Origin of the sequence: Asanoa hainanensis (assembly GCF_900188485.1) — a bacterium.
In the GTDB taxonomy this organism is placed as follows: domain Bacteria; phylum Actinomycetota; class Actinomycetes; order Mycobacteriales; family Micromonosporaceae; genus Asanoa; species Asanoa hainanensis.
Genome location: NZ_FZPH01000013.1, coordinates 204,987 through 225,269 on the forward strand (window position 1 = coordinate 204,987; position 20,283 = coordinate 225,269).

18 protein-coding genes and 1 riboswitch are annotated in these 20,283 nt (G+C 72.7%); of the genes, 12 read left to right on the forward strand and 6 right to left on the reverse strand.

Annotated features, from left to right (window positions below):
• Positions 1 to 2: 2 nt before the first annotated feature.
• A riboswitch (SAM riboswitch) is annotated at positions 3 to 136 on the reverse strand.
• An 82-nt stretch (positions 137 to 218) separates the two neighbouring features.
• Both CHC05_RS28345 and CHC05_RS28350 read right to left on the reverse strand, forming a co-directional pair.
• Positions 219 to 1,085: an ABC transporter permease gene (locus CHC05_RS28345; protein WP_089253627.1), complete on the reverse strand. Its 867-nt coding sequence runs from the start codon at positions 1,083 to 1,085 to the stop codon at positions 219 to 221.
• Positions 1,085 to 3,871, reverse strand: coding sequence for an alpha/beta fold hydrolase (locus CHC05_RS28350; protein ID WP_089253628.1), 2,787 nt, complete (start codon positions 3,869 to 3,871; stop codon positions 1,085 to 1,087). Before CHC05_RS28350 ends, CHC05_RS28345 begins: the two co-directional genes overlap by 1 nt.
• Positions 3,872 to 4,182: 311 nt before the next feature.
• Here CHC05_RS28350 and CHC05_RS28355 point away from each other — a divergent pair, with 311 nt between their 5' ends.
• The 7 genes from CHC05_RS28355 to CHC05_RS28385 are packed head-to-tail and all read left to right on the forward strand — an operon-like array spanning position 4,183 to position 12,831.
• Complete coding sequence (locus tag CHC05_RS28355; protein WP_144022804.1) at positions 4,183 to 5,403, forward strand: hypothetical protein; 1,221 nt, start codon at positions 4,183 to 4,185, stop codon at positions 5,401 to 5,403.
• Positions 5,390 to 8,470 carry a sensor histidine kinase gene (locus CHC05_RS28360; protein WP_089253630.1) on the forward strand — a complete coding sequence of 1,027 codons (3,081 nt, stop codon included), beginning with the start codon at positions 5,390 to 5,392 and terminating at the stop codon, positions 8,468 to 8,470. The genes CHC05_RS28355 and CHC05_RS28360 overlap by 14 nt, the downstream gene beginning before the upstream one ends.
• Complete coding sequence (locus CHC05_RS28365; protein WP_089253631.1) at positions 8,467 to 8,943, forward strand: roadblock/LC7 domain-containing protein; 477 nt, start codon at positions 8,467 to 8,469, stop codon at positions 8,941 to 8,943. Before CHC05_RS28360 ends, CHC05_RS28365 begins: the two co-directional genes overlap by 4 nt.
• Entirely contained in the window at positions 8,940 to 9,383 is a 444-nt protein-coding gene (locus CHC05_RS28370) for a DUF742 domain-containing protein (protein ID WP_089253632.1), read from the forward strand. The genes CHC05_RS28365 and CHC05_RS28370 overlap by 4 nt, the downstream gene beginning before the upstream one ends.
• Entirely contained in the window at positions 9,361 to 10,119 is a 759-nt protein-coding gene (locus CHC05_RS28375) for a GTP-binding protein (protein WP_425426855.1), read from the forward strand. Before CHC05_RS28370 ends, CHC05_RS28375 begins: the two co-directional genes overlap by 23 nt.
• Positions 10,120 to 10,148: 29 nt before the next feature.
• A complete protein-coding gene (locus CHC05_RS28380) occupies positions 10,149 to 10,466 on the forward strand; it encodes a hypothetical protein (protein ID WP_089253633.1) in 318 nt (105 codons plus the stop codon).
• A gap of 10 nt (positions 10,467 to 10,476) precedes the next feature.
• Complete coding sequence (locus CHC05_RS28385) at positions 10,477 to 12,831, forward strand: AAA family ATPase (RefSeq protein WP_089253634.1); 2,355 nt, start codon at positions 10,477 to 10,479, stop codon at positions 12,829 to 12,831.
• 3 nt (positions 12,832 to 12,834) lie between these two features.
• Here CHC05_RS28385 and CHC05_RS28390 read toward each other — a convergent pair whose 3' ends face one another.
• The 4 genes from CHC05_RS28390 to CHC05_RS28405 all read right to left on the reverse strand — a co-directional run bounded on the left by CHC05_RS28390 (position 12,835) and on the right by CHC05_RS28405 (position 16,104).
• A complete protein-coding gene (locus tag CHC05_RS28390; protein ID WP_425426856.1) occupies positions 12,835 to 13,176 on the reverse strand; it encodes a DUF3263 domain-containing protein in 342 nt (113 codons plus the stop codon).
• 70 nt (positions 13,177 to 13,246) lie between these two features.
• On the reverse strand, positions 13,247 to 14,263 hold the full coding sequence (locus tag CHC05_RS28395) for an ABC transporter permease subunit (protein ID WP_089253636.1): 1,017 nt from the start codon (positions 14,261 to 14,263) through the stop codon (positions 13,247 to 13,249).
• A complete protein-coding gene (locus CHC05_RS28400; protein WP_089253637.1) occupies positions 14,260 to 15,249 on the reverse strand; it encodes an ATP-binding cassette domain-containing protein in 990 nt (329 codons plus the stop codon). The genes CHC05_RS28395 and CHC05_RS28400 overlap by 4 nt, the downstream gene beginning before the upstream one ends.
• 69 nt (positions 15,250 to 15,318) lie before the next feature.
• Positions 15,319 to 16,104 carry a DeoR/GlpR family DNA-binding transcription regulator gene (locus CHC05_RS28405; protein ID WP_089253638.1) on the reverse strand — a complete coding sequence of 262 codons (786 nt, stop codon included), beginning with the start codon at positions 16,102 to 16,104 and terminating at the stop codon, positions 15,319 to 15,321.
• A gap of 189 nt (positions 16,105 to 16,293) precedes the next feature.
• On the opposite strand from CHC05_RS28405, the gene CHC05_RS28410 reads away from it, so the two are divergent.
• Genes CHC05_RS28410 through CHC05_RS28430 form a run of 5 tightly spaced genes read left to right on the forward strand, consistent with a single transcriptional unit; the run spans position 16,294 to position 20,270 of the window.
• The gene (locus CHC05_RS28410) at positions 16,294 to 17,175 is read left to right on the forward strand and encodes an SIS domain-containing protein (RefSeq protein WP_089253639.1); all 882 of its coding nucleotides are present in this window, start codon (positions 16,294 to 16,296) and stop codon (positions 17,173 to 17,175) included.
• Positions 17,172 to 18,089 carry an ROK family protein gene (locus CHC05_RS28415; protein WP_089253640.1) on the forward strand — a complete coding sequence of 306 codons (918 nt, stop codon included), beginning with the start codon at positions 17,172 to 17,174 and terminating at the stop codon, positions 18,087 to 18,089. The genes CHC05_RS28410 and CHC05_RS28415 overlap by 4 nt, the downstream gene beginning before the upstream one ends.
• Positions 18,086 to 19,183: an N-acetylglucosamine-6-phosphate deacetylase gene (gene nagA / locus CHC05_RS28420; protein WP_245871263.1), complete on the forward strand. Its 1,098-nt coding sequence runs from the start codon at positions 18,086 to 18,088 to the stop codon at positions 19,181 to 19,183. The genes CHC05_RS28415 and nagA overlap by 4 nt, the downstream gene beginning before the upstream one ends.
• Before the next feature lie 52 nt (positions 19,184 to 19,235).
• Positions 19,236 to 19,478 carry a hypothetical protein gene (locus CHC05_RS28425; RefSeq protein ID WP_144022805.1) on the forward strand — a complete coding sequence of 81 codons (243 nt, stop codon included), beginning with the start codon at positions 19,236 to 19,238 and terminating at the stop codon, positions 19,476 to 19,478.
• 39 nt (positions 19,479 to 19,517) lie between these two features.
• The gene (locus CHC05_RS28430) at positions 19,518 to 20,270 is read left to right on the forward strand and encodes a DUF433 domain-containing protein (RefSeq protein WP_218824706.1); all 753 of its coding nucleotides are present in this window, start codon (positions 19,518 to 19,520) and stop codon (positions 20,268 to 20,270) included.
• Positions 20,271 to 20,283 lie beyond the last annotated feature (13 nt).

A 20,283-nucleotide genomic window follows, 5' to 3' on the forward strand; every position in this document is an offset into this window, starting at 1 on the left:
TCCTCTCATCTTCCCCACGCCGCACCGTGCGACGGGGACGGAATTGGCACCTGCGCACCGCGACTCAGCGATGAGTCGACGGCGGTGGTTGCCGGGGCGTCTTCGGGCCGTATCCCTCAGCCCCTCTGGATGAGGTATTCAGTTGTGCGTACCAGGGTAAGGCCTAGACCGCGGAAAGGTCCTGTCCCTTCTCAGCTTGTGAACCAGACCTCAGGCGATCAACTGGTCACGTCCTTGCGGGTGAAGCGCCAGAAGGCCAGCGACCAGAACAGCGTCGCGTAGACCACGGCCGATATCGCGCCCTTGACGACGTCGTCGAACTGCGTCGGGGTGGAGAGCAGCCCGAGCCACGCCGTGCTGTAGTGGGTCGGCAACAGGTTGCGCACTGCGCCCAGCGCGCTGATCTGGTCGAGGATGCTCGACAGGATCCACAGCAGCACCGCGCCGCCGACCGCGCCCAGGGGTGCGTCCGTCGACACCGACAGCAGGAAGGCCAGCCCGGCCACCACGAGCAGCACGACCGCCAGGTAGCCGAGGATGGCCAGCAGCCGGACCAGGCCGGCGCCCGGCGCGATCTCGTTGGCGACCGTGCTGCGCAGCGGCTCCCAGCCGTACCGGGCGGTGCCGACGGCCAGTGCCGTGCCCGCCAGGGTGAGCAACGCCAGCCCCGAGTAGCCGAGCGCGACGACCAGCTTGACGGCCACCAGGCGGGCCCGCGGCACCGGGACCGCCAGCAGGTAGCGCAGGCTGCCCCACTGCGCCTCGCTGGCCACCGTGTCGCCGCAGAACAGGGCCACCGCGACGACCAGCAGGAAGGTGGCCGACACGTACAGGCAGAACAGGGTGAAGTTGAGGCCGCCCGAGGTGGCCAGGTCGATCAGGCTGCCGAACTCGCCGCCGCCGTTGTCGTCGTCGCCCCCGTTGTCGAACTGGAAGGCGATCAAAATGATCAACGGCAGGGCGACCATCAGACCCAGGGCCCAGCGGGTACGCGCACGCGACCACTGCCGCCGCCATTCGGCCCTGATCGGTAGCGTGCGGGCGGCCCGATAGCCGGCCGCCGCGCCCGCCTGAAGGTCCGTCATCAGCGGTCTCCGCTTCCACTAGAGCTCTCCCCCACCAGGGCGAGAAACGCGTCCTCGAGGCGGCGCCGGGGCACCACCCGCTCCACCCCGATGCCCGCCCGCACGAGCTCGGCGACGACCTCGCTGCGTGCCGTGCCGTTCGTGTCGACCACCAACTGCCGCGAGTCACCCTCGACCGAGACCGAGCGGACACCGGCGAGCTGACCGAGCACGCCGGCCGCCGCGGTCGCGTCGGAGACCTCGATCTGCACCGTCGGCGACTCACCGACGATGTCGTCGACCGGGCCCGACGCCACGATCGCGCCCTTGTTGACCACGACGACGTGCGTGCAGGTCTGCTCGACCTCGGCCAGCAGGTGGCTGGAGACCAGCACCGCCCGCCCGTCGGTGGCGTAGCGCTTGAGCACCCGGCGCATCTCGGCGATCTGGGGCGGGTCGAGCCCGTCCGTCGGCTCGTCGAGCACCAGCAGATCGGGCAGGCCCAGCATGGCCTGGGCGATGGCCAGCCGCTGCCGCATGCCGTGGCTGTAGGTCTTCACCCGGCGGTGCACCGACGCACCGAGGCCGGCGATCTCCAGCGCCCGGTCGAGCTCCGCCTCGGCCTCCGGGCGGCCGGTCGCGGCCCAGTACGCCTTCAGGTTGGCCAGGCCGCTCAGGTGCGGCAGGAAGCCGGGGCCTTCGACCAGCGCGCCGATCCGGGACAGCACCGGCGAGCCCGGCACGAGCTGGTGCCCGAACACGTGGATCTGGCCTGCGGTCGGGTTGGTCAGGCCCATCAGCACCCGCAGCGTCGTCGTCTTGCCGGCGCCGTTGGGGCCGAGCAGGCCGACCACCTGGCCACGCTTCACCTCGAAGTCGACCCGGTCGACCGCGACGAAGTCGCCGTACTCCTTGCGCAGCCCGTCGACCCGCAGCGGCACGTCGGCGTACTCGGGATGCACCGAGGTGTCGTGCCGGCTGCGCCGCCGGCGCACCACCAGGACGACCACCGCGAGCCCGATGGCGATCGCGGCGAGCAGGCCGACCAGCACGTACCGCCAGATGACCTGCGGGCTGGCGATCGGCTCGCCGGTCACGGTCGGCAGGGTGACCGCGGTGGCGTCGTCGGGCACCGCCACCGTGTAGACGGCCGGCTGGTTCGGCGTGGCGAACGCCTGGTCCGCGGTCGCGACGGCGATCCGCAGCGTGTGCCCGGCCTCGACCCGGTGCACGATGGCCGGCAGCGTCACCTGGACCGGCTGGGCCTGCCCGATGTCCGCCGGCAGTCCGGTCAGCCGGACGGGCGCGACCAGCCCACTGGACAGCGTCGCCACGCCCTTCGGGTCGACGTCGTAGAGCTTGACGAACAGCACGGCCTCACCGGTCGGCGACGCGGCCCGGATCCGTACGGTCGGCGCTCCGACGATGTCGAACGGCCGGTCGAGGGGCTCCGACGTGAACCGGGCGTGCTGGCCGGGCAGGTCGGTGACGATCCCGTTGACGAACGAGGAGAGCCCGCCGCCGGTGCCGGGCAGCGACGAGATCGCCGCCGGGTTGCCGGAGGGCGGGTTGGCCACCGGCTGCGCCGGCCCAGAGACGGTCACGGCCTCGCTCGAGGTGCCGGCGAGCCCCGGGTACGCCGGGTCGGAGTAACCGCTGGTCACCACGCCCCGGTCGAGCGCGTTGAAGCCGGTGATCCGCGACCAGGTGAAGCTGGTGGCCGGGGTATCGCCGGTGCCCTTGACGTAGTGGTCCAGCCACTGCGCCATCAGGAACTTGACCCGGTCGCGGTCGGACTGCGGGCCGTCGCCGCCGTCGTGGCCGCCGGTGAACCAGGCGACCCGCACCGGGGTGCCGTTCGCGGCGATGCCCCGCGCGTTGGCGTCCGCTTCGGAGAGCGGGAAGAGCGTGTCGGCGGTGCCCTGCACGAGCAGGGTGGGCGCCTTGATCTTGTCGAGCACAGCGGCCGGGCTGGAACGGCGCAGCAGGTCGACGGCGGCCTGGTCGGCCCGGCCGGTCGTGGCGATCCGCTGGTAGGCGGCGCAGACGTCGGCGGCGAACCGGCCGCAGGACGGGTCGGCGCCGGCCGTCACCCCGGCCGCCGCGACGCCGGTCGGCAGCTCGCCCAGCGCGCCGAGGCCGCTGCCCGCGCCGTTGCCGAAGAACAGCCCGGCCCAGGTCTTCTTGAAGACGCCCTCGACCGGGCCCTGGCCCGTCGACTCCGGCAGGAAGGCGCCGGCCAGGTCGTTCCAGGTGGCCATCGGCACGGCGGCGTCGATCCGCGGGTCCTGGCCGGCCAGCAGGAGGGCCAGGCCGCCGCCGTACGAGCTGCCGACCACGCCCACCCGCGGGTCGCCGGGTGCGTCGGTGCGGATCTCCGGGCGGGCGGCGAGCCAGTCGACCAGGCGCTGCGCGTCGCGTACCTCGTAGTCGGGGTCGTCGAGGTGGATCTGCCCGCCGCTGCGGCCGAAGCCCCGGGCGGTCCAGGTCAGCACCGCGTAGCCGATGCCGGCCAGGTCCTCCGCGTCGGCGTAGGTGCTCTCCTTGGTGCCGCCGAAGCCGTGGGCGAGCAGCACCGCGGGCACCTTGTCCGTGGCCGACGCCCCGTCCGGCAGGAACAGCCGGGTGTCCAGGTCAACGGGCTCGTCGCCACCGGGGCCCGAACGGACGATGATCCGGGCGTCCTGCGTGCGGTAGTCCGGGTCGTCCGGCCAGACCGCCCAGGTCACGGCGCCGGCGAGAACGAGCACGGCCGCACCCGCCGCCAGGACACGGCGGCGGAGGACACGGGACAGGGGTGGCGACATGCCGCCAAAGGTACGGCGTACGCCCTGAGCGTTCTCTGAGTGTCAATGGCCGCCGGTCGGTGGGACGCATGCTTATCCCGCGAAATCCGACGAATCACACCGAGCGGGCAATGAACCGACAGCAAGTTACACAGCGTGAAGATTCGCATCTTGATCCATCACTGACGGCCATAGAAACCGACGGATGAAGAAGATATGGCTGTTCGGTTTGGGCCGGCATGGGTGCCCCTCCACTAGTTTCTCCGTCCGGTGGACGGGACGGCCGGGGCAGATGTTTTCGCCCGTGCCACCACTTCGTGGAGGGGTTGCCGATGACACGTTCCGCACCGCGTTCCCGGGCCCGTACGGGAGCGCTGTCCGTGCTGCTGTCCATCCTGGTGGTAGCGCTGCTGGTGCCGACCGCGCTGCTGTTCGCACAGACCTGGCGCACCGAGGGCGACCGGGCCAGGGCGACCGAGCGCGAGCTCGACGGCGTCGAGTACCTGCGCAGCCTGCAGCAGGTCGTGTTCGCGGTGGCCGACGCGCAGTCCGCGGCCGTGTCCGGCCGGCCGGCGCCGCGCGACGCCATCGTCGTCGCCATCCAGCAGGCCGACGCCACCGACGCGAAGCTCGGCGCGACCCTGCGCACCACCCAGCGGTGGACCGAGATCCGCAGCCGCATGGAGACCCTCCGCGACACGCCCGCCACCGCCGACCGGCAGCAGGCGTTGGCCGACTACCGCGAGGTGGGCGACCTGCTGCTGGCCCTGTACGCCAAGATCCGCGACGAGTCCGGTCTGGTGCACGACCCCGACGGCGACGCGTTCCACCTCCAGAACAGTGCCGCGAACGAGCTTCCGATCGCCGTCATCGCGGCGGGCCGGCTGACCGACATCGCGACGCTCGCCAAGGCCGCGCCGCCGGCGCAGACTCCGCCAGCGGTGACAGCACAGCAGCAGGCGAAGCTCCTCACGCAGCTCACCGCCGAGGGGGTGCTGCTCCAGCAGGCCGCGACCACGCTGGTCAACGACCTGCGGGCCGCCGTCGACAGCACCGAGAGCCGCACGCTGGGCAGCAACCTGCTCAGCCGCCTCGACCGCTTCCAGCGCTCGGCGGACACGATGGCCGCGATCTTCGCCCAGGTCGGCGCGGCCCCCAGCAACGCACCGGCGACCGGCAGCGACGAGTCGATCCTCGGCGTCGCGCGCGGCGAGCTCCAGGCGGCGGCCGGCGAGCTGTCCAGCACGATCCTCAACGAGGTCGAGCGGCTGCTCAACACCCGCGCCGACGAGATCGACCAGAACCGGCTGCTGGCCGTCTGCGCAGCCGCCGCGGCGGTGCTGATCGCCGTCGGCTTCTTCCTCGCCTTCTTCCTCGGCGGGCGGCCCAGAAAGGCCCGCCCGTCCGGCCCGTTCCCCGAGGGTGGCCCGGGCGCGTTGCCGCCCGACGAGCCCGTGTCGTGGCCGACGGTCGCACCGATCACCGGTGCGCCCTACCAGGGCGCCGCGCAGGGGAACCAGACACAGTGGGAGCGGTCCGGTGCTGCTCGGTAGGTTACGCATCCGCGGGAAGCTCGCGCTCCTGCTCATCGCCCCGCTGCTCGGCATCGTCGCGCTGGCCGTGCCGGTGGTCAGCGACCGGGTCGAGATCGCCGAGCAGGCCGACAAGACCGCCCGCGCGGTCGACATCGCCGGCGAGGTCGGCTCGCTCGTGCAGCAGTTGCAACAGGAGCGGCTGCTCTCGATCGGCCACTACTTCGGCGTGGTCGGCCGCGACCGGCTGGTGCTGCAGAGCGCCCTGGTCACCGACGCCATCGCCGACCTGCGCGCCCAGCCGGACCTACCGGTCAACCTCCGGTTGGCGCTCGACGCGCTGCCCGCGCTGGCCACCGTGCGTGCCTCCGTCCTGAGCGGCGCGGCCCGCCCGAACGTGGTCATGGCGACGTTCGGTGGCGAGGTCACCCGGCTGATCGACTCGCTGGGCCTGCGCAACACCGCCGACACGACCGCCCCTGCGGGCCGGCAGATCATGGCGCTGGACTCGGTGCTCCGCTCCGACGAGGGCATCAGCCTGGTCGCGGCGCAGATCGTGCTGCTGGCCGCCGTGGGCGACAAGGCGCCCAAGGACCTGACCACGGCGACGATGGCGATCCTGCTGCAGGACAGCGACCGGTTCCGCTCGTACGCGACACCCGAGCAGAACGGCGTGTACGACCTGGTGCAGCAGGGCGTCGACGCGCGCAGCCCCACCGGCAACTTCCTCGGCCGGTTCGCCGCCGACCCGCTGGGCGCGCTGAACAACATCGCCCTCCCGCAGCTCTTCCCGATGGCCGAGTCGCTGATGACGCTCGGCGGGTTCGTCGAGAAGCGGATCATCGCCGACGTCAAGGTGGAGGTCGGCGAGCGGCAACGGCGAGCCCTGACCGAGGCGTACGGCGTCGCCCTGGCCTGCCTGCTCCTCCTGCTCTGCGTCGTGCTGTTGAGCGTCGCCGTGGCGCGCGCCGTCGCCCGGCCGCTGACGCGGCTCACCGAGTCGGCCGACGGCGTCGCCAAGGTCGCCGAGGCCGAGCTCACCAAGGTGGCCGACGGCGAGTTGGACTCGTCGGTGCCCGTCCGGCTGGAAGCCGTCGACGTGCGGGCCCGCGACGAGGTCGGCGACCTGGCCCGGGCCTTCGAGCGGGTCCAGGCGACCGCCGCCCGGCTGGTCGAGCGCCAGGTGGCCGGCCGGCGCAACGTCGCGCAGATGTTCGGCCACGTCGGGCGCCGCACGCAGAACCTGGTCGGCCGCCAGCTCGCGCTGATCGACCGGCTGGAGCGGCAGGAGGCCGACCCGGGCCGGCTGCAGCACCTCTACCGGCTCGACCACATCTCCAGCCGGCTGCGGCGCAGTGCCAGCAGCCTCGTGGTGCTCTCCGGCTCGGCCGGCGCCGACAGCCACGTCGCGCCGCTGCCGCTCACCGACGTCATCCGGCTCGCGCTCGGCGAGATCGAGGAATACCTCCGGGTCGACATCAAGGTGCCGACCGAGATCAGCATCGCGCCGTCGATGATCGGCGACCTGGTGCTGGTGCTGGCCGAGCTGATGGAGAACGCGACCACCTTCTCGCCGCCGCACACCCGGGTCACCGTCACCGGCGTGGTCAGCGACCCCGGCATCCGGCTGCTCGTGGTCGACCACGGCCTGGGCATGACGCCGGAGCGGATGGCCGAGGAAAACGCCCGGCTGGCCCGCCGCGAACGGCTCGACCTGGTGCCGACCGAGGTGCTCGGGCTGTTCGTCGTCGGCCGGCTGGCCCGCCGCCACGGCATGCGGGTCACGCTGACCCCGACACCGGGCGGCGGCGTCACCGCCGAGCTCGAGGTGCACGAGCGCGACCTGGTCACCAAGACCGAGCCGCCGCCGGTCTCGGCGGTCGCCCGGGCGCGGGTGGGCAGCGCGCCCGACCCGGCGCCACCGGCCGCACTCGAGGACCAGCGGCCCACGCCGCCGGTGGTCGGTGGCGACGGCTCGTCCGCGCCGGTCTACGACCCGTTCCGGCCCGAGCGCCGCGCCGGCGTCGGGAGCGGTGGATCGTCCGCGGCACCGGCCACCGGGCCGGCACCCGCACCGGCCGGTGCCGCGGATCCGCAACCAACCTCGGCGCCGCCGGCGCCCGAGCCGGCGGAGGCGTCCGACGCGGCGCTGCCACCGCCGGTGGCGGCCGCACCCGAGTGGCCGATCCGCCAGCGGGTGCCCGGCAAGACCGAACCGCCGACGCAGGCACCCGCGGCCAAGGAGGGCGACCAGGCGGCGGAGGAGCCACGGCCGATGCGCCGGCCCGGCGCGCCGACCGGCAACGTCCCGGGGTTCGACGAGGGTGCGCTCAACCGGGCCAGTCGGATGCTCGCCAACGGGCAGCCGTGGAACGCGTTCGTGCCCCAGCCGCGCGTGGCCGGCGAGGTCGAGCCCGACCAGAAGCCGCCGGCCAACCAGCGCCCGGCGGCGCCCGCCAAGCCCACCGGGGCCGAGCGGCCGCCCGCGGCCGCACCGGAGCGACCGGCTCCCGGCCGGGCCCAGGTGAGCAAGCCCGCCAAGCCGACACCACCGGCCACGCCTGCCAAACCGGCCAAGGCCGCCGGCAAGCCGGCTCCGGAGCTCTCCGACGAGGAGACCCAGGCCGTGCTGCGCCGTCGGGTGCCCGGCGCGCGGCTGCCCAGCGGCGACCCCGAGCCGGCACCGACCTCCGCACCGCCGTCGCCGGCCGACCCGGCCGCCGCTCGCGCCCTGGTCGAGGAGTTCGAGGCCGGGGTGCGGTACGCCGAGCGGCAGGTCCGCGGCGGTGCCGTGCCGGGCGCGCGACCCGTACCCGTGAACGGTTCGACCAACGGTTCCGCGAAAGCCGCGACCAACGGGACAGCGGCCAGCACCAAGGGCGAGGCGGCCCCATCGGGCCGGCCGCTCAACCGGCGCCAACCCGGCGCCACGCTCGACGACCAGGCGCCGCCGAGCGAGCGTCCGGCGTCTGACCAGCCGCCGGACCCGATCGCGGCCCGCGACCTGGTCCAGCAGTTCGAATCCGGTGTGGCACGCGCGATGCGTCAGATCAGTGCCGGCCCTGGCGACGAAGAGGAATCACGATGACGAGCCCGTACATCCACGACAGCATCGAACGACCGGATGCGGACGTGTCCAACGGCCAGCTCAGCCAGGAGGCGCAGACCTTCAACTGGCTGCTCGACTCGTTCACCTCGGGCACCGCCGGTGTCCTGGAAGCCATCGCCGTGTCCAGCGACGGACTGCTGATGGCGATGTCAGCGATCAAGGACCGGGCCAACGCCGAGCGGCTGGCGGCGATCGTCTCCGGCATGACCAGCCTGGCCGGCGGCGCCGCCAACTGGTACACCCTCGGCGGCCTCAACCGGGTCATCGTCGACATGGCCGACGGCTACCTGCTGATCACCTCGATCAGCAGCGGCTCGGTGCTCGGGGTGATCGCCGACCGGTCGGCGAACCTGGGCACCCTGGCCTACGAGATGACCCTGTTCGCGAGCCGCGCCGGCGGCGCGCTCACCCCCCGCCTGATCGCCGAGCTGAAGAACTCCGTGCAGTCATGACCGCGGCGCAAGACCCCGAGCCGGCTGCGGGCGTACGCCCGTACCTGCAGGCGGGGTTCCCCGGCGGAGAGGCCAGCGGCGCGCCTCCCGACGGCGACCCGTCCGGCGCCCTGCGCCCGTTCGTGCTGACCTCCGGCCGGGTCATCGGTGTCGACCCGGCGATCGGCATGGAGACGCAGGTGACCGTCCACGACGGACCCCCGCGCACCCACCTGCCGAGCAGCGCCCGCGAACTGCACGCGATCGTGGCGCTCTGCGCCGCACCGATGTCGGTGGCCGAGATCTCGGCCACGCTGCGCATGCACCTCGGGGTGACCCGGGTGCTGGTCGGGGACCTTCGGGCGACCGGCCATCTGGACGTACACACCTTTGAGGTCGCTGATCCGCGCGACCCCGAGACGATTCGGCGGGTGATCCGTGGACTACGTGCGATCTCCTGAGTGGCCGTTGACCACCGACCGCCCACCGGTCGGCGGCCTGGGGCCGGAGTCCGGTGGGCGGCATCGGGAGCAGCAGTCGGCGTACGCGCCCAACGTGGGCTGGCACCACATCGGCGCCACGCCGCCGCCGAGCGTCGACGCGCGCGTGGTCGGTCCGCCGGTGAAACGCCGTCGCGCGCCGATTCCCGTCAAAATCGTCATCGCCGGCGGCTTCGGGGTCGGCAAGACCACCACGGTCGGCGCGATCTCCGAGATCGCCCCGCTGACCACCGAGGCGGAGATGACCACCGCCTCGATCGGCGTCGACGACCTGCACCCGGACTCGACCAAGACGACCACCACGGTCGCGATGGACTTCGGCAGCGTCACCATCGACGGGAGTCTCAAGCTCTATCTGTTCGGTACGCCCGGGCAGTCCCGCTTCGGGTTCATGTGGGACGACCTGACCCGCGGTGCACTTGGTGCCCTGGTAGTGGTTGACAGCGCCCGCTTGGACGAGTGTCATTTCGCCATCGACTACTTCGAACGGGCTGATTTGCCGTTCGTGGTGGCCGTGAACGCGTTCGACGGGCAACTCACCCACGACCTCAACGCCGTGCGGTGGGCGCTGGCGGTCGGCGACCACGTGCCGGTGGTCCGCTTCGACGCGCGGCAACGCCTGTCGGTCCGCGACGCCCTGCTCGTGCTCCTTGACCGGGCGTTGGATCGGGCCCTGCGGGAGCGCGGTGGGTCGTAGGGCGGGGCACGGGGACGGAGGTCGGTCCGATGAGGGATGCGTTCGGCGAGGCACTTGACCGCATGGCGCGGCGGGAGGAACTGGAACGGCTCAAGGCGGAGGCGGACACCCGAAAGCGGACGTCCGTCGCGGTCGAGCTCGCCCAGGCGGTCCGGCGGGTGGTCGCGCACCATCCGGACACCACGGTCACGGTGTCCGTCGAGTCGGCCGGCGACAGCACGGCGTTCATGGTGGGCTGGGTCAACGACGCGGTGGCGATCTCGCCAGGGCCGGTCAAGGACGCGGCCGCCCAGCTCGCCGAGCTGATCCGGCAGGACCACACGTTGCTGGGGCCCGATCCGGATTAGTCTCGGCGGGGTGGCCGACCGTGACCTTGTCCTGACCGTGAGCCTGCGCCCGGCGGCGCTCGACGCCCGCCGCGGCATCGTCCGGCTGCACCCCGACGTGCTCAGCGCGCTCGGCCTGCGCCCCGGCGACCCGGTGCGGCTCACCGGCCGGCGCACGACCGCCGGCATCGTCGCGCCGGGCGAGCCGTCCGACGGCCGCGGCCTGCTGCACGCCGACGACCTGATGCTGGGCAACCTAGGCGTACGCGACGGCGCCCAGGTCACCGTCGCACCGGCACCGGTGGTCGCCGCCCGCCGGGCCACGCTGCGCGGCGCGCCGGGCGTGGTCGCCGTGGTGTCGCCCGAGATGCTCCGGCTCGCCCTGCTGGGCAAGGTCATCTCGACGGGCGACGACGTCTCGCTGCTGCCCCAGGACGTGGTGCCCGACGAGGCGGCCCGGTCCCTGGTCGCCGCGGCCCGGCAGAGCCTCGCGAACCGGGTCGGCTACGCCTGGACCAGCACGTTGCTCACCGTCGCGGACGTGGCCCCGAGCGAGGCCGCGCTGGTCACGATGGACACGGTGGTCGGCTGGGAGAGCGGCCAGATCACCCAGGCATCGGGGGTACGCACGACGGCGGGCCGCGTCGGCCCGGGCGGAGCGGCCGGAGCCGCCGGAGCGGGCGGAGCTGCTAGCCCGGGCGGAGCAGCCGGGTCGACCGGCGCCGGCCCCGGCGGGCCGGCGAGCGCCGGCGAAGCCGGCTCCGACGCCCAGGACGGCCACGCCGTCATCGACGGCGACGTGGTCGAGGGCTCCGTGGTCGACGAGAACGCGCCCAGCGTCGACGACCTGCCCGGCCTGCGCAACCAGGCGCACCAACTGACCGAGCTCCTCGACCTGGGCTTCCACCACCGCGACGTGCTCACCCGGCTGGCCACCTCGGTCTCGCTCGGCGTGCTGGTTACCGGTGCGGCCGGCTCGGGCAAGTCCGACCTGGTGCGGGCCGTCTCGGCCGCCGTCGGCGCCCGCCTGCTGACCGTCTGGGCACCGGAGATAGCGGCGCTGACGCCGGATTCGGCCGCGGCCCGGCTGCGCGCGGTGGCCGCCGAGCGCACCACCGACCCGCCGACCGTCGTGCTGGTCACCGACGTCGAGGCCCTCGCCCCGCGCGAGAACCCCGGCCCGCTGGCCACCGTCTTCCGGCGGGTGCTCGGCGACCTGGTCGCGGCCGGCGCGGCGGTGGTCTGCACGAGCAGCCGGCCGGAGGAGATCGACCCCGCGCTGCGCGCGCCCGACCTGCTCTCGCTGGAGATCTCGGTGCCGCTGCCCGACCAGGCGATGCGCCGCGAGCAGCTCGCCGTGCTCACCCGGTCGACGCCGCTAGCCGGCGACGTGCAGCTCGACGACGTCGCCGCGCGTACGCCCGGGTTCGTCGCCGCCGACCTGGCCGCGCTGGTCCGCGAGGCCGGCGTCCGCGCGGCGTTGCGGCAACGCACGGCGGAGACCCCGCTGATCGCGGCGGAGGACTTCGCCGCGGCGCTGGAGGTGGTCCGGCCGACCTCCATGGCATCGTCCACACTGGAGCTTTCGGGCCTGACCCTGGACGACGTCGGCGACCTGGTCGAGGTCAAGGAGGTGCTGACCGAGTCGGTGCTGTGGCCTTTGACGTACCCGGACACCTTCGCCCGCCTCGGGGTGCGCCCGCCGCGCGGCGTGCTGCTCTACGGTCCGCCCGGCTGCGGCAAGACGTTCCTGGTCACCGCGCTGGCCGGAAGCGGCAAGGCCAACGTGCTGTCGGTGAAGGGCGCCGAACTGCTCAACAAGTGGGTCGGCGAGAGCGAGCGCGCCGTCCGCGAGCTGTTCCGCCGCGCCCGCGAGGCGGCGCCGACGCTGATCTTCCTGGACGAGGTCGACGCGCTCGCGCCGATGCGCGGCCAGTCCACCGACGGCGGCACCACCGACCGGGTCGTCGCGGCGCTGCTCACCGAGCTCGACGGGATAGAGACGCTGCGGGACGTCGTGGTGATCGGGGCGACGAACCGCCCGGACCTGATCGACCCGGCCCTGCTGCGACCGGGCCGGCTGGAGCGGCTGGTGTTCGTGCCGCCGCCGGACGCCGCCGCTCGCGCCGAGATCCTGAAGGCGGCGGCCAAGGGCGTGCCGCTGGACCCCGAGGTCGACCTGGTCACGCTCGGCCGCGAGCTGGACGGCTTCTCCGCGGCCGACTGCTCCGCGCTGGTCCGCGAGGCGGCCCTGGTGGCGATCCGCGAGTCACTGGAGGCGACGTCGGTCACCGCGAAGCACGTCGCCGCCGCCCGGCAGCGGGTGCGCCCGTCGCTCGACCCGGTGCAGGTGGCCCGGCTGGAGGCGTACGCCCAACGTCGTTGAGGCTTATCGCCGCCGGGAGCGGGCCCGGGTGGAGCGCAGGCGGCGCAGCCGGGACACCACGACCGGCTCGGCCGCCAGCGCCGCCGGGTTGTCGAGCAGGCCGTTGAGCAGCTGGTAGTAACGGGTCGCGGACAGGTCGAACGCGTCGCGGATGGCCTGTTCCTTGGCGCCGGCGTGCTTCCACCACTTGCGCTCGAACGCCAGGATCTGCTCCTCGCGCTCCGTCAGCCCAGTGTCCACAGCGGACGGCTGTGCCACCTGGTCGTCTTCGTCGTTGGTGTCGGCCTGGTCAACGGCAGGCATCATGGCGCTCCTCGACGTCGACCCTGCATCACCAGGGACCACGGGATGCCAACCAGACTAACCGCGGCCAGGCCGCCGTGCACCGCTCATTCACTGTGATCAAGACGTCCCGTCAGGCGACGTCGCGCCGCCGCATCGACCACGCCGCGCCGAAGACCGACAGCACCAGCACGACACCCAGCAAGACCGACGCGTGCTGCCAGGTGACGACGTACTCCGGTGGCTCGCATGCGGTCTGCGCGAACTGACAGGCCCGCCAGTCGGTGATGGTGATGCTCTTGTCGAACCAGGCGATGAGGTACGTCGACAGGACGTACCGGTCGCCGTAGCGCACCTGGAGCAACTCGAACGCGACCCGCAGGCCGATCTCGCTGACCACGACGGCGCCGATGCCGACGCCCAGGGCCATCGCGGTGTGCCGGCCGATCGAGGCCAGGCAGAACCCGACGGTCGCGGCGAGCAGCACCATCGTCGCGCCGCGCAGGCCGGTCAGGCCGAGCGACTGCCACACGCCCGCGGTGAGCTTGCCGAGGTCGCCGTCGTAGCGGCCGATCGACCAGAACGCCGCCGTCCACAGGGCGCCGAGCACCGCGGTCAGGCCGAGGATCGAGCCGAGCAGCACGCCGAGCTTGGTGAACAGCACGGGTAGCCGGCGCGGCCGCCAGAGCAGCAGGTTCATCATGCCGCCGGTGCTCCATTCGGCACCGACGAACGACGCGCCGATGACGAACGCCGCCAGCGCCAGGATCGCCGAGAGCACGGCCAGCGACGGCGCGAACTCCTCCTGGAAGTTGAACTCGTACGGCAGGAACTGCTCGGCCGGGTAGTACTCAGGCCGCGGGCCGTAGTCGGCGCCGCAGTTGGGGCCGTAGCGGTCGTCGAGGCCGGTCTCGCCCCGGGCCTTGGCGGCCTCGCACTCCGCGGTCATCCGCTCGAACTCGACCTGGGCCTGCCGGTACGCCTGGTCGGCCTGCGCCTGCGCCGCGGCACGCGCCTCCGGGCTGTTGGGCTTGCTGTTGAGGGCGAAGACGATCGGGAAGATGGCCAGCCCGACCAGCGTGATCACGAGGAAGATGCGGGTGACCCGGCGCTTGAACAGCCGGCGCACCTCGGCCTTGGTCAGGCTCACAACCCCCACCCGCCCTGCGCCGGCGCGACCGCGGAGTCGTCGACTTGGCGGGCCTGGCCCGCGACCGGCGCGGTCTGGGTCAGCTCGAGGAAGACACTTTCCAGGTCGACCTTCACCGGCGCCAACTCGCTCACGTAGTAGCCGCGCTCGGCCAGCGTGCGGGTCACCCACGCCGGCTTCTCGACGTTGCTGACGATCAGGCGGTCGTGGTCCGGCGTGACCCGGGCACCGGCCGCGATCAGGATCTCGGCGGCGACCGACTGGTCTTCGGCGGATTCCATCCGCACGGTGACACCGCCGCCGGCGTGCTGCGCGAGCACCTCCGCGACCGCACCGTAGGCCACCCGGCGCCCGCGCGAGATGATCGTGACGGAGTCGCAGATGAGCTGCACCTCGCCCAGGATGTGGCTGGACAGCAACACCGTCATGCCGGACTCGGCGAGCCCGCGCATCAGCGTGCGCATCTCCCGGATGCCACCGGGATCGAGCCCGTTCGCGGGTTCGTCGAGGATCAGCAGGTCGGGCTTCTTCAGCAGCGCGGACGCCACGGCCAGGCGTTGCTTCATGCCCAGCGAGTAGGTGCGCACCCGCTCCGCGGCCCGGTCACGCAGGCCGACGAGCTCGAGCACCTCGGTCACCCGCTGCTTCTGCACGCCGCCCGCGTCGGCCAGCAGCGACAGCGTGTCGTGCGCCGAGAAGTTGGGGAAGAACTGCGGGCTCTCCACGATCGCGCCGACCCGGCCGGCCACCTGCGGCAGGGCCGCCGGCACCTCCTGGCCGAGCAGCATCATCCGGCCACCGTTGGGTGCGATCAGACCGAGCAGCGTACGCAGCGTGGTGGTCTTGCCGGAGCCGTTGGGACCCAGGAAGCCGTGCACCTGGCCCGACTCGACGACCATGTCGAAGCCGTCGAGCGCCTTGCGGGCCCCCCGGCGTCTGCTCCGATAGGTCTTCTCCAGACCCGATATCTCCAGTACGGCCGGCACGTGCGCTCCCCGTCTCCCGTGGTCGGATCGCGCACACAGTACTGGGTATGTAGATATTCGGATAGACCGCTATGCGTTGATCACCCGCACGCCTACGGCCTGGAACGACTCGATCGCCTCTGGTGACGCTCCGGAGTCGGTGACGAGGGTGTCCACCCGGTCGATCGGGCAGATCCGGGCGAACGCGTGACCGCCCAACTTGGACGAGTCAGCGATGATCACGACACGCCGCGCCCGGGCGACCATCAGCGCGTTCATCGACGCCTCGCCCTCGTGGTGCGCCGCCGCGCCCAGGGTCACGTCGATGGCGTTGACGCCGAGCAGCGCCACGTCCAGGGTCACCTCGCGCAGCAGCGCGCTGCCCAGCGGGCCGACGAGCTCGAAGGACTGCGGCCGCACCACGCCGCCGGCCACCACGATCTTCATCCGGGACCGGACCAGCAGCTCGTTGGCGATGTTGAGCGCGTTGGTGACCACCGTGAGCTGGGCGCCGTCGGCACCGGAGTTGAGGTCGGGGCGCATGGCCAGGGCGCGGGCGACCTCGGTGGTCGTGGTGCCGCCGTTGAGCCCGACCACCATGCCGGGCTCGACCAGGGCGGCGGCGGCCGCGCCGATGCGCTGCTTCTCCGCGGAGTGCTTCGCGGTCTTGTAGCGCAGCGGCAGGTCGTAGGAGACGCCGTTCGCCACGGCCCCGCCCCGGGTACGCGTGATCATCTGCTGCTGGCCGAGCTGGTCGAAGTCGCGGCGGATGGTCGCCTGCGAGACGTTGAGGCGCTCCGCGGCGTCTTCGACGCTCACCCGGCCGCTCTCGGTCAGCAGCTCGAGCAGGGCGTTCCAACGCGCGTACCGGTCCACATCGACCCCCTGGCACGGACCCTGTAATTGCGTGCACACTAGTGCGCGAAACGGCCGGCAAGCAACGTCTTGGATGCGCGCTCGTGCGCGATCCGCGCACGCTTGCCGCACGATACGTCTTCCTGCACAATAACGCGCGGAAACAGCGATTATCGAACTGATTCGCGCAAGCTCCCGTGGGGGTGCTCGGTGACGTACGTCGAGGCGGAAATCGCCACCCAGCCGGCGGCCTGGTCCCAGGCGGCGGCGCTCGACCTCGGTCCGCTGCCGCGCCGTGGCCAGCGGGTCGCCGTCGTCGGTTGCGGCACGAGCTGGTTCATGGCGATGGCGTACGCCGCCCGCCGCGAAAGCCTCGGCCACGGCGAGACCGACGCGTTCCAGGCGTCGGAGTTCCCGCGCGGCCGTGGCTACGACCTGGTCGTGGCGATCAGCCGGTCCGGCACCACCACGGAGGTCGTCGACCTGCTCGCGGGCCTGTCCGGCCCGTCCCTGGCCATCGTCGGCGACCCGGCCGGCGGCGCCGCTTCCGTCGCCGGCACGGCGATCGCGATGCCCTTCGCCGACGAGCGCTCGGTCGTGCAGACCCGGTTCGCCACGACCGCCCTGGCCCTGCTCCGGGCCGGTCTGGGCGAAGACGTCGCCGCGCTGGCGTCGGATGCCCGCCGCGCCCTCGACGTCGCGGTGCCGCTGGACGCCGCCGCCGTCGAGCAGGTGACCTTCGTCGGTCAGGGCTGGACGGTCGGGCTGGCCCAGGAGGCGGCCCTCAAGTGCCGCGAGGCGGCGGCCTTCTGGACCGAGGCGTACCCGGCGATGGACTACCGGCACGGCCCGATCGCGATCGCCGCGCCCGGCCGGGCGGTCTGGTCGTTCGGCCCGCCGCCGCCCGGGCTCGCCGCCGAGGTCATTGCGACCGGGGCAAGTTTTGTGAGCGGCCGCGCTGGTGACACGCTTGATCCGATGGCCGAGCTGATCCTGGCGCAGCGGTTCGCGGTGGCGCTGGCGCAGCACCGCGGGCTCGACCCCGACGCGCCCCGCAACCTGACCCGCTCCGTCGTGCTGGACCAGCGATGACCGAGGTGGTCGTGGCGCTCGACGTGGGCGGCACGGTGATGAAGTGCGGCCTGGTCTCGCGCGCCGGCGAGCTGCGGCACGCCGAACGGCACCCGACCAACGCAGCCGCCGGGGGCGCCGCGGTGGTCGACACGATCCTCGGCGTGGCCGCCGGCCTGGCCGACACCGCCCGCGCCCAGGGGCTCACCCCCGTGGCGGCCGGCCTCGCGGTGCCCGGGGTGGTCGATGAGGAGCACGGCGTCGCGGTCTGGGCGGCCAACGTGGGCTTCCGCGACGTACCCCTGCGAAAGCTCGTGTCCGATCGCCTCGGCCTGCCCGCGGCGCTCGGCCACGACGTGCGCGCGGGCGGGGTCGCCGAAGCCCGACTGGGCGCCGGCACCGGCCAGCGGCACGTCCTGTTCGTGGCGATCGGCACCGGCATCGCGGCCGCCCACGTGGTCGACGGCCGGGCCTTCGCCGGCGCGCACGGCGCGGCCGGCGAGGTCGGGCACGTCGTCGTCCGCCCCGGCGGCCCGCAGTGCGGTTGCGGCCAGCGGGGCTGCCTGGAGGCGGTGGCATCGGCGTCCGCGCTGGCCCGCCGCTACACCGACCTGGCCGGCGTCGCGCTGTCGGCCGCCGAGGTGGCGGCCGCGGCCGCCGGCGGCGACCCGCTCGCGGTCCGCGCGTGGGACGAGGTGGTCGACGCGCTCGCCGACGGGCTGACGATCGCCCAGACGCTGTTCGACCCGGCGGTCATCGTCATCGGCGGCGGCCTGGCCGAAGCGGGCGCGCAGCTTCTCGAGCCGTTGGGCGCGGGGCTGCGGGCCCGGTTGACCTTCCAGCGCGAACCGGCGCTGGTCCGAGCGGCACTCGGCGACGCGGCGGGTTGCCTCGGCGCCGGCCTGCTCGGTGGGGACGCTCTGGAGGCGGCGTGAGGATCGACGGACGGGTGGTGACGCCGAGCGGCGTCGTGACGGGCTCGGTGGAGGTGACCGGCAGCCAGATCGGCGCGGTCACTCCTTCGGACGTCAGCGATCCACAGTGGATCGTCCCGGGCTTCGTCGACATCCACAACCACGGCGGCGGCGGTGACACGTTCACCACGGGCGACCCGGACGCCGCGCTGCGCGCGGCCGCGTTCCACCTGCGGCACGGCACCACGACGCTGTTCGCGAGCCTGGTCAGCTCGCCGTTCGCGCTGATGCGCGCGGCCACGGCGGCGTTCACGCCGCTGGTCGACGCCGGGGTACTGGCCGGCATCCACTTCGAGGGCCCGTACCTGTCGTCGGTCCGGTGCGGCGCGCAGAACCCGTCGTTCCTGCGCGATCCGTCGGTCTCCGAGCTGGCTGAGCTGATCACGCTTGGCGGCGGAGCGGTCCGGATGGTCACGATCGCACCGGAGCTGCCGGGCGCGGTCGAGGCGATCGGGATGCTGGTCTCGCACGGGGTGGTCGCCGCCGTGGGCCACACCGACGCGTCGTACGCGCAGACGCTGGCCGCGGTCGACGCGGGCGCCAGCGTCGGCACGCACGTCTTCAACGGGATGCGCCCGCCGCACCACCGCGAGCCGGGCCCGGTCTTCGCCCTGCTGGGCGCGCCGAGCGTGGTCTGCGAGCTGGTCGCCGACGGCGTGCACCTGCACGACGGCACTCTCTCGTTCGCCGCCTCGGTCACGGGAGCCGACCGGGCCGCCCTGGTCACCGACGCGATGGCCGCGGCGGGCATGCCCGACGGCGCGTACGAGCTCGGCGGCCAGGCGGTCACGGTCAGCGACCGGGTGGCCCGCCTGGCCAGCGACGGCGCGATCGCCGGCAGCACCCTGACCATGGACGCGGCGCTGCGCCAGGCGGTCGGCGCCGGCATCCCGATCGTCGACGCCTGCCGGATGGCCGCGACGACCCCGGCCCGCGCGATCGGCCTCGGCGACACGGTCGGCGCCCTCCAACCGGGCTGGCGAGCGGACCTGGCCATCCTGGACGCGGACCTACGCGTGGTCCGCGTCATGCGCGCGGGCTCCTGGGTCAGCTGACGCCCCGCCCGTTTGTCCGCGCCGAGTGGCACGGGTCCGCGATGATGCCTAGGTGACCGCAAGGCGGCGTTTGTTGACCTTCATGTTCTGCAGCGCCCTGGCGGGCGCCCTCCTACTGGCGACGGTGGTCTTCAGCCTGCGCGACGAGAACGCGGTGAGCTGGCTATGCGGCGGAGCCAGCCTGCTCGTCTGGGGAGCGGGCCTGATCACGGTCTGGCCGGTCCTACGCGCCATCCGCACCGGCACAGCCCCGGACGCGGAACGCGACGCGAACCATCACCGTTCCCACACCTAGGAGACGGTAGAAACCTCCGTTCTCGCTCACACGATGTGCATGGAGGACTCGGCGGAACACCGTCAGGTGTCGTTCAAAGACGTGATGCATTTGCTGCTCTCTCTATGCGACGCTGTGGACATGCCCGCCGCCCGTGCAGATGACAGGTTCACCCAAGGCCTGCTCAACCTCTCGCAGGCCGGCCGATACCTGCGCGTTCCCAGGCAGACCTTTCACCGTTGGGCTAAGGGTTACGAGCGTGGCGAGCGGCTGCTTCACGTAGTAGACGACGGCGCGGCACTACCCGTGACCTTCATCGCGCTGGCCGAGGCCCACGTCCTCGAGGCGCTGCGTGACGCAGGTGTGCGGCCACAACGAATTCGGCCAGCTCTCAACAGGCTCCAGCGCGAGTTCGGGCGCGACTATGTCCTCGTAGCGCCGGAACTGGCTACCGATGGCATCGACGTCCTGTGGGACTTCTCCAAAAGCGCAGAAGGCGAAGGTCTGATTGCTGGTGACACCCACCAGCAGGTCATTCGGGAAATCGTCAAGGATCAGATGTCCTACATCGCATGGGACGCGGAGGGCCTGCCGGCGCTACTTGAGCTACGGCATTGGCTACCAACCAAGATCGTCGTTGACGTACGCCGCTCGTTCGGGCAGCCGGTATTTGCTGGCACCGGAACGAGGGTGGCCGATGTCGCCGGAATGATCAAGGCGGGAGAAGACGCTGACACCGTCGCCGAAGAGTTCGGGATCGACGCCGCGGATGTCCGCACCGCCACTCGCATCCTCCTGGGCCGCGCCGCCTGAGTTCTACATCGAT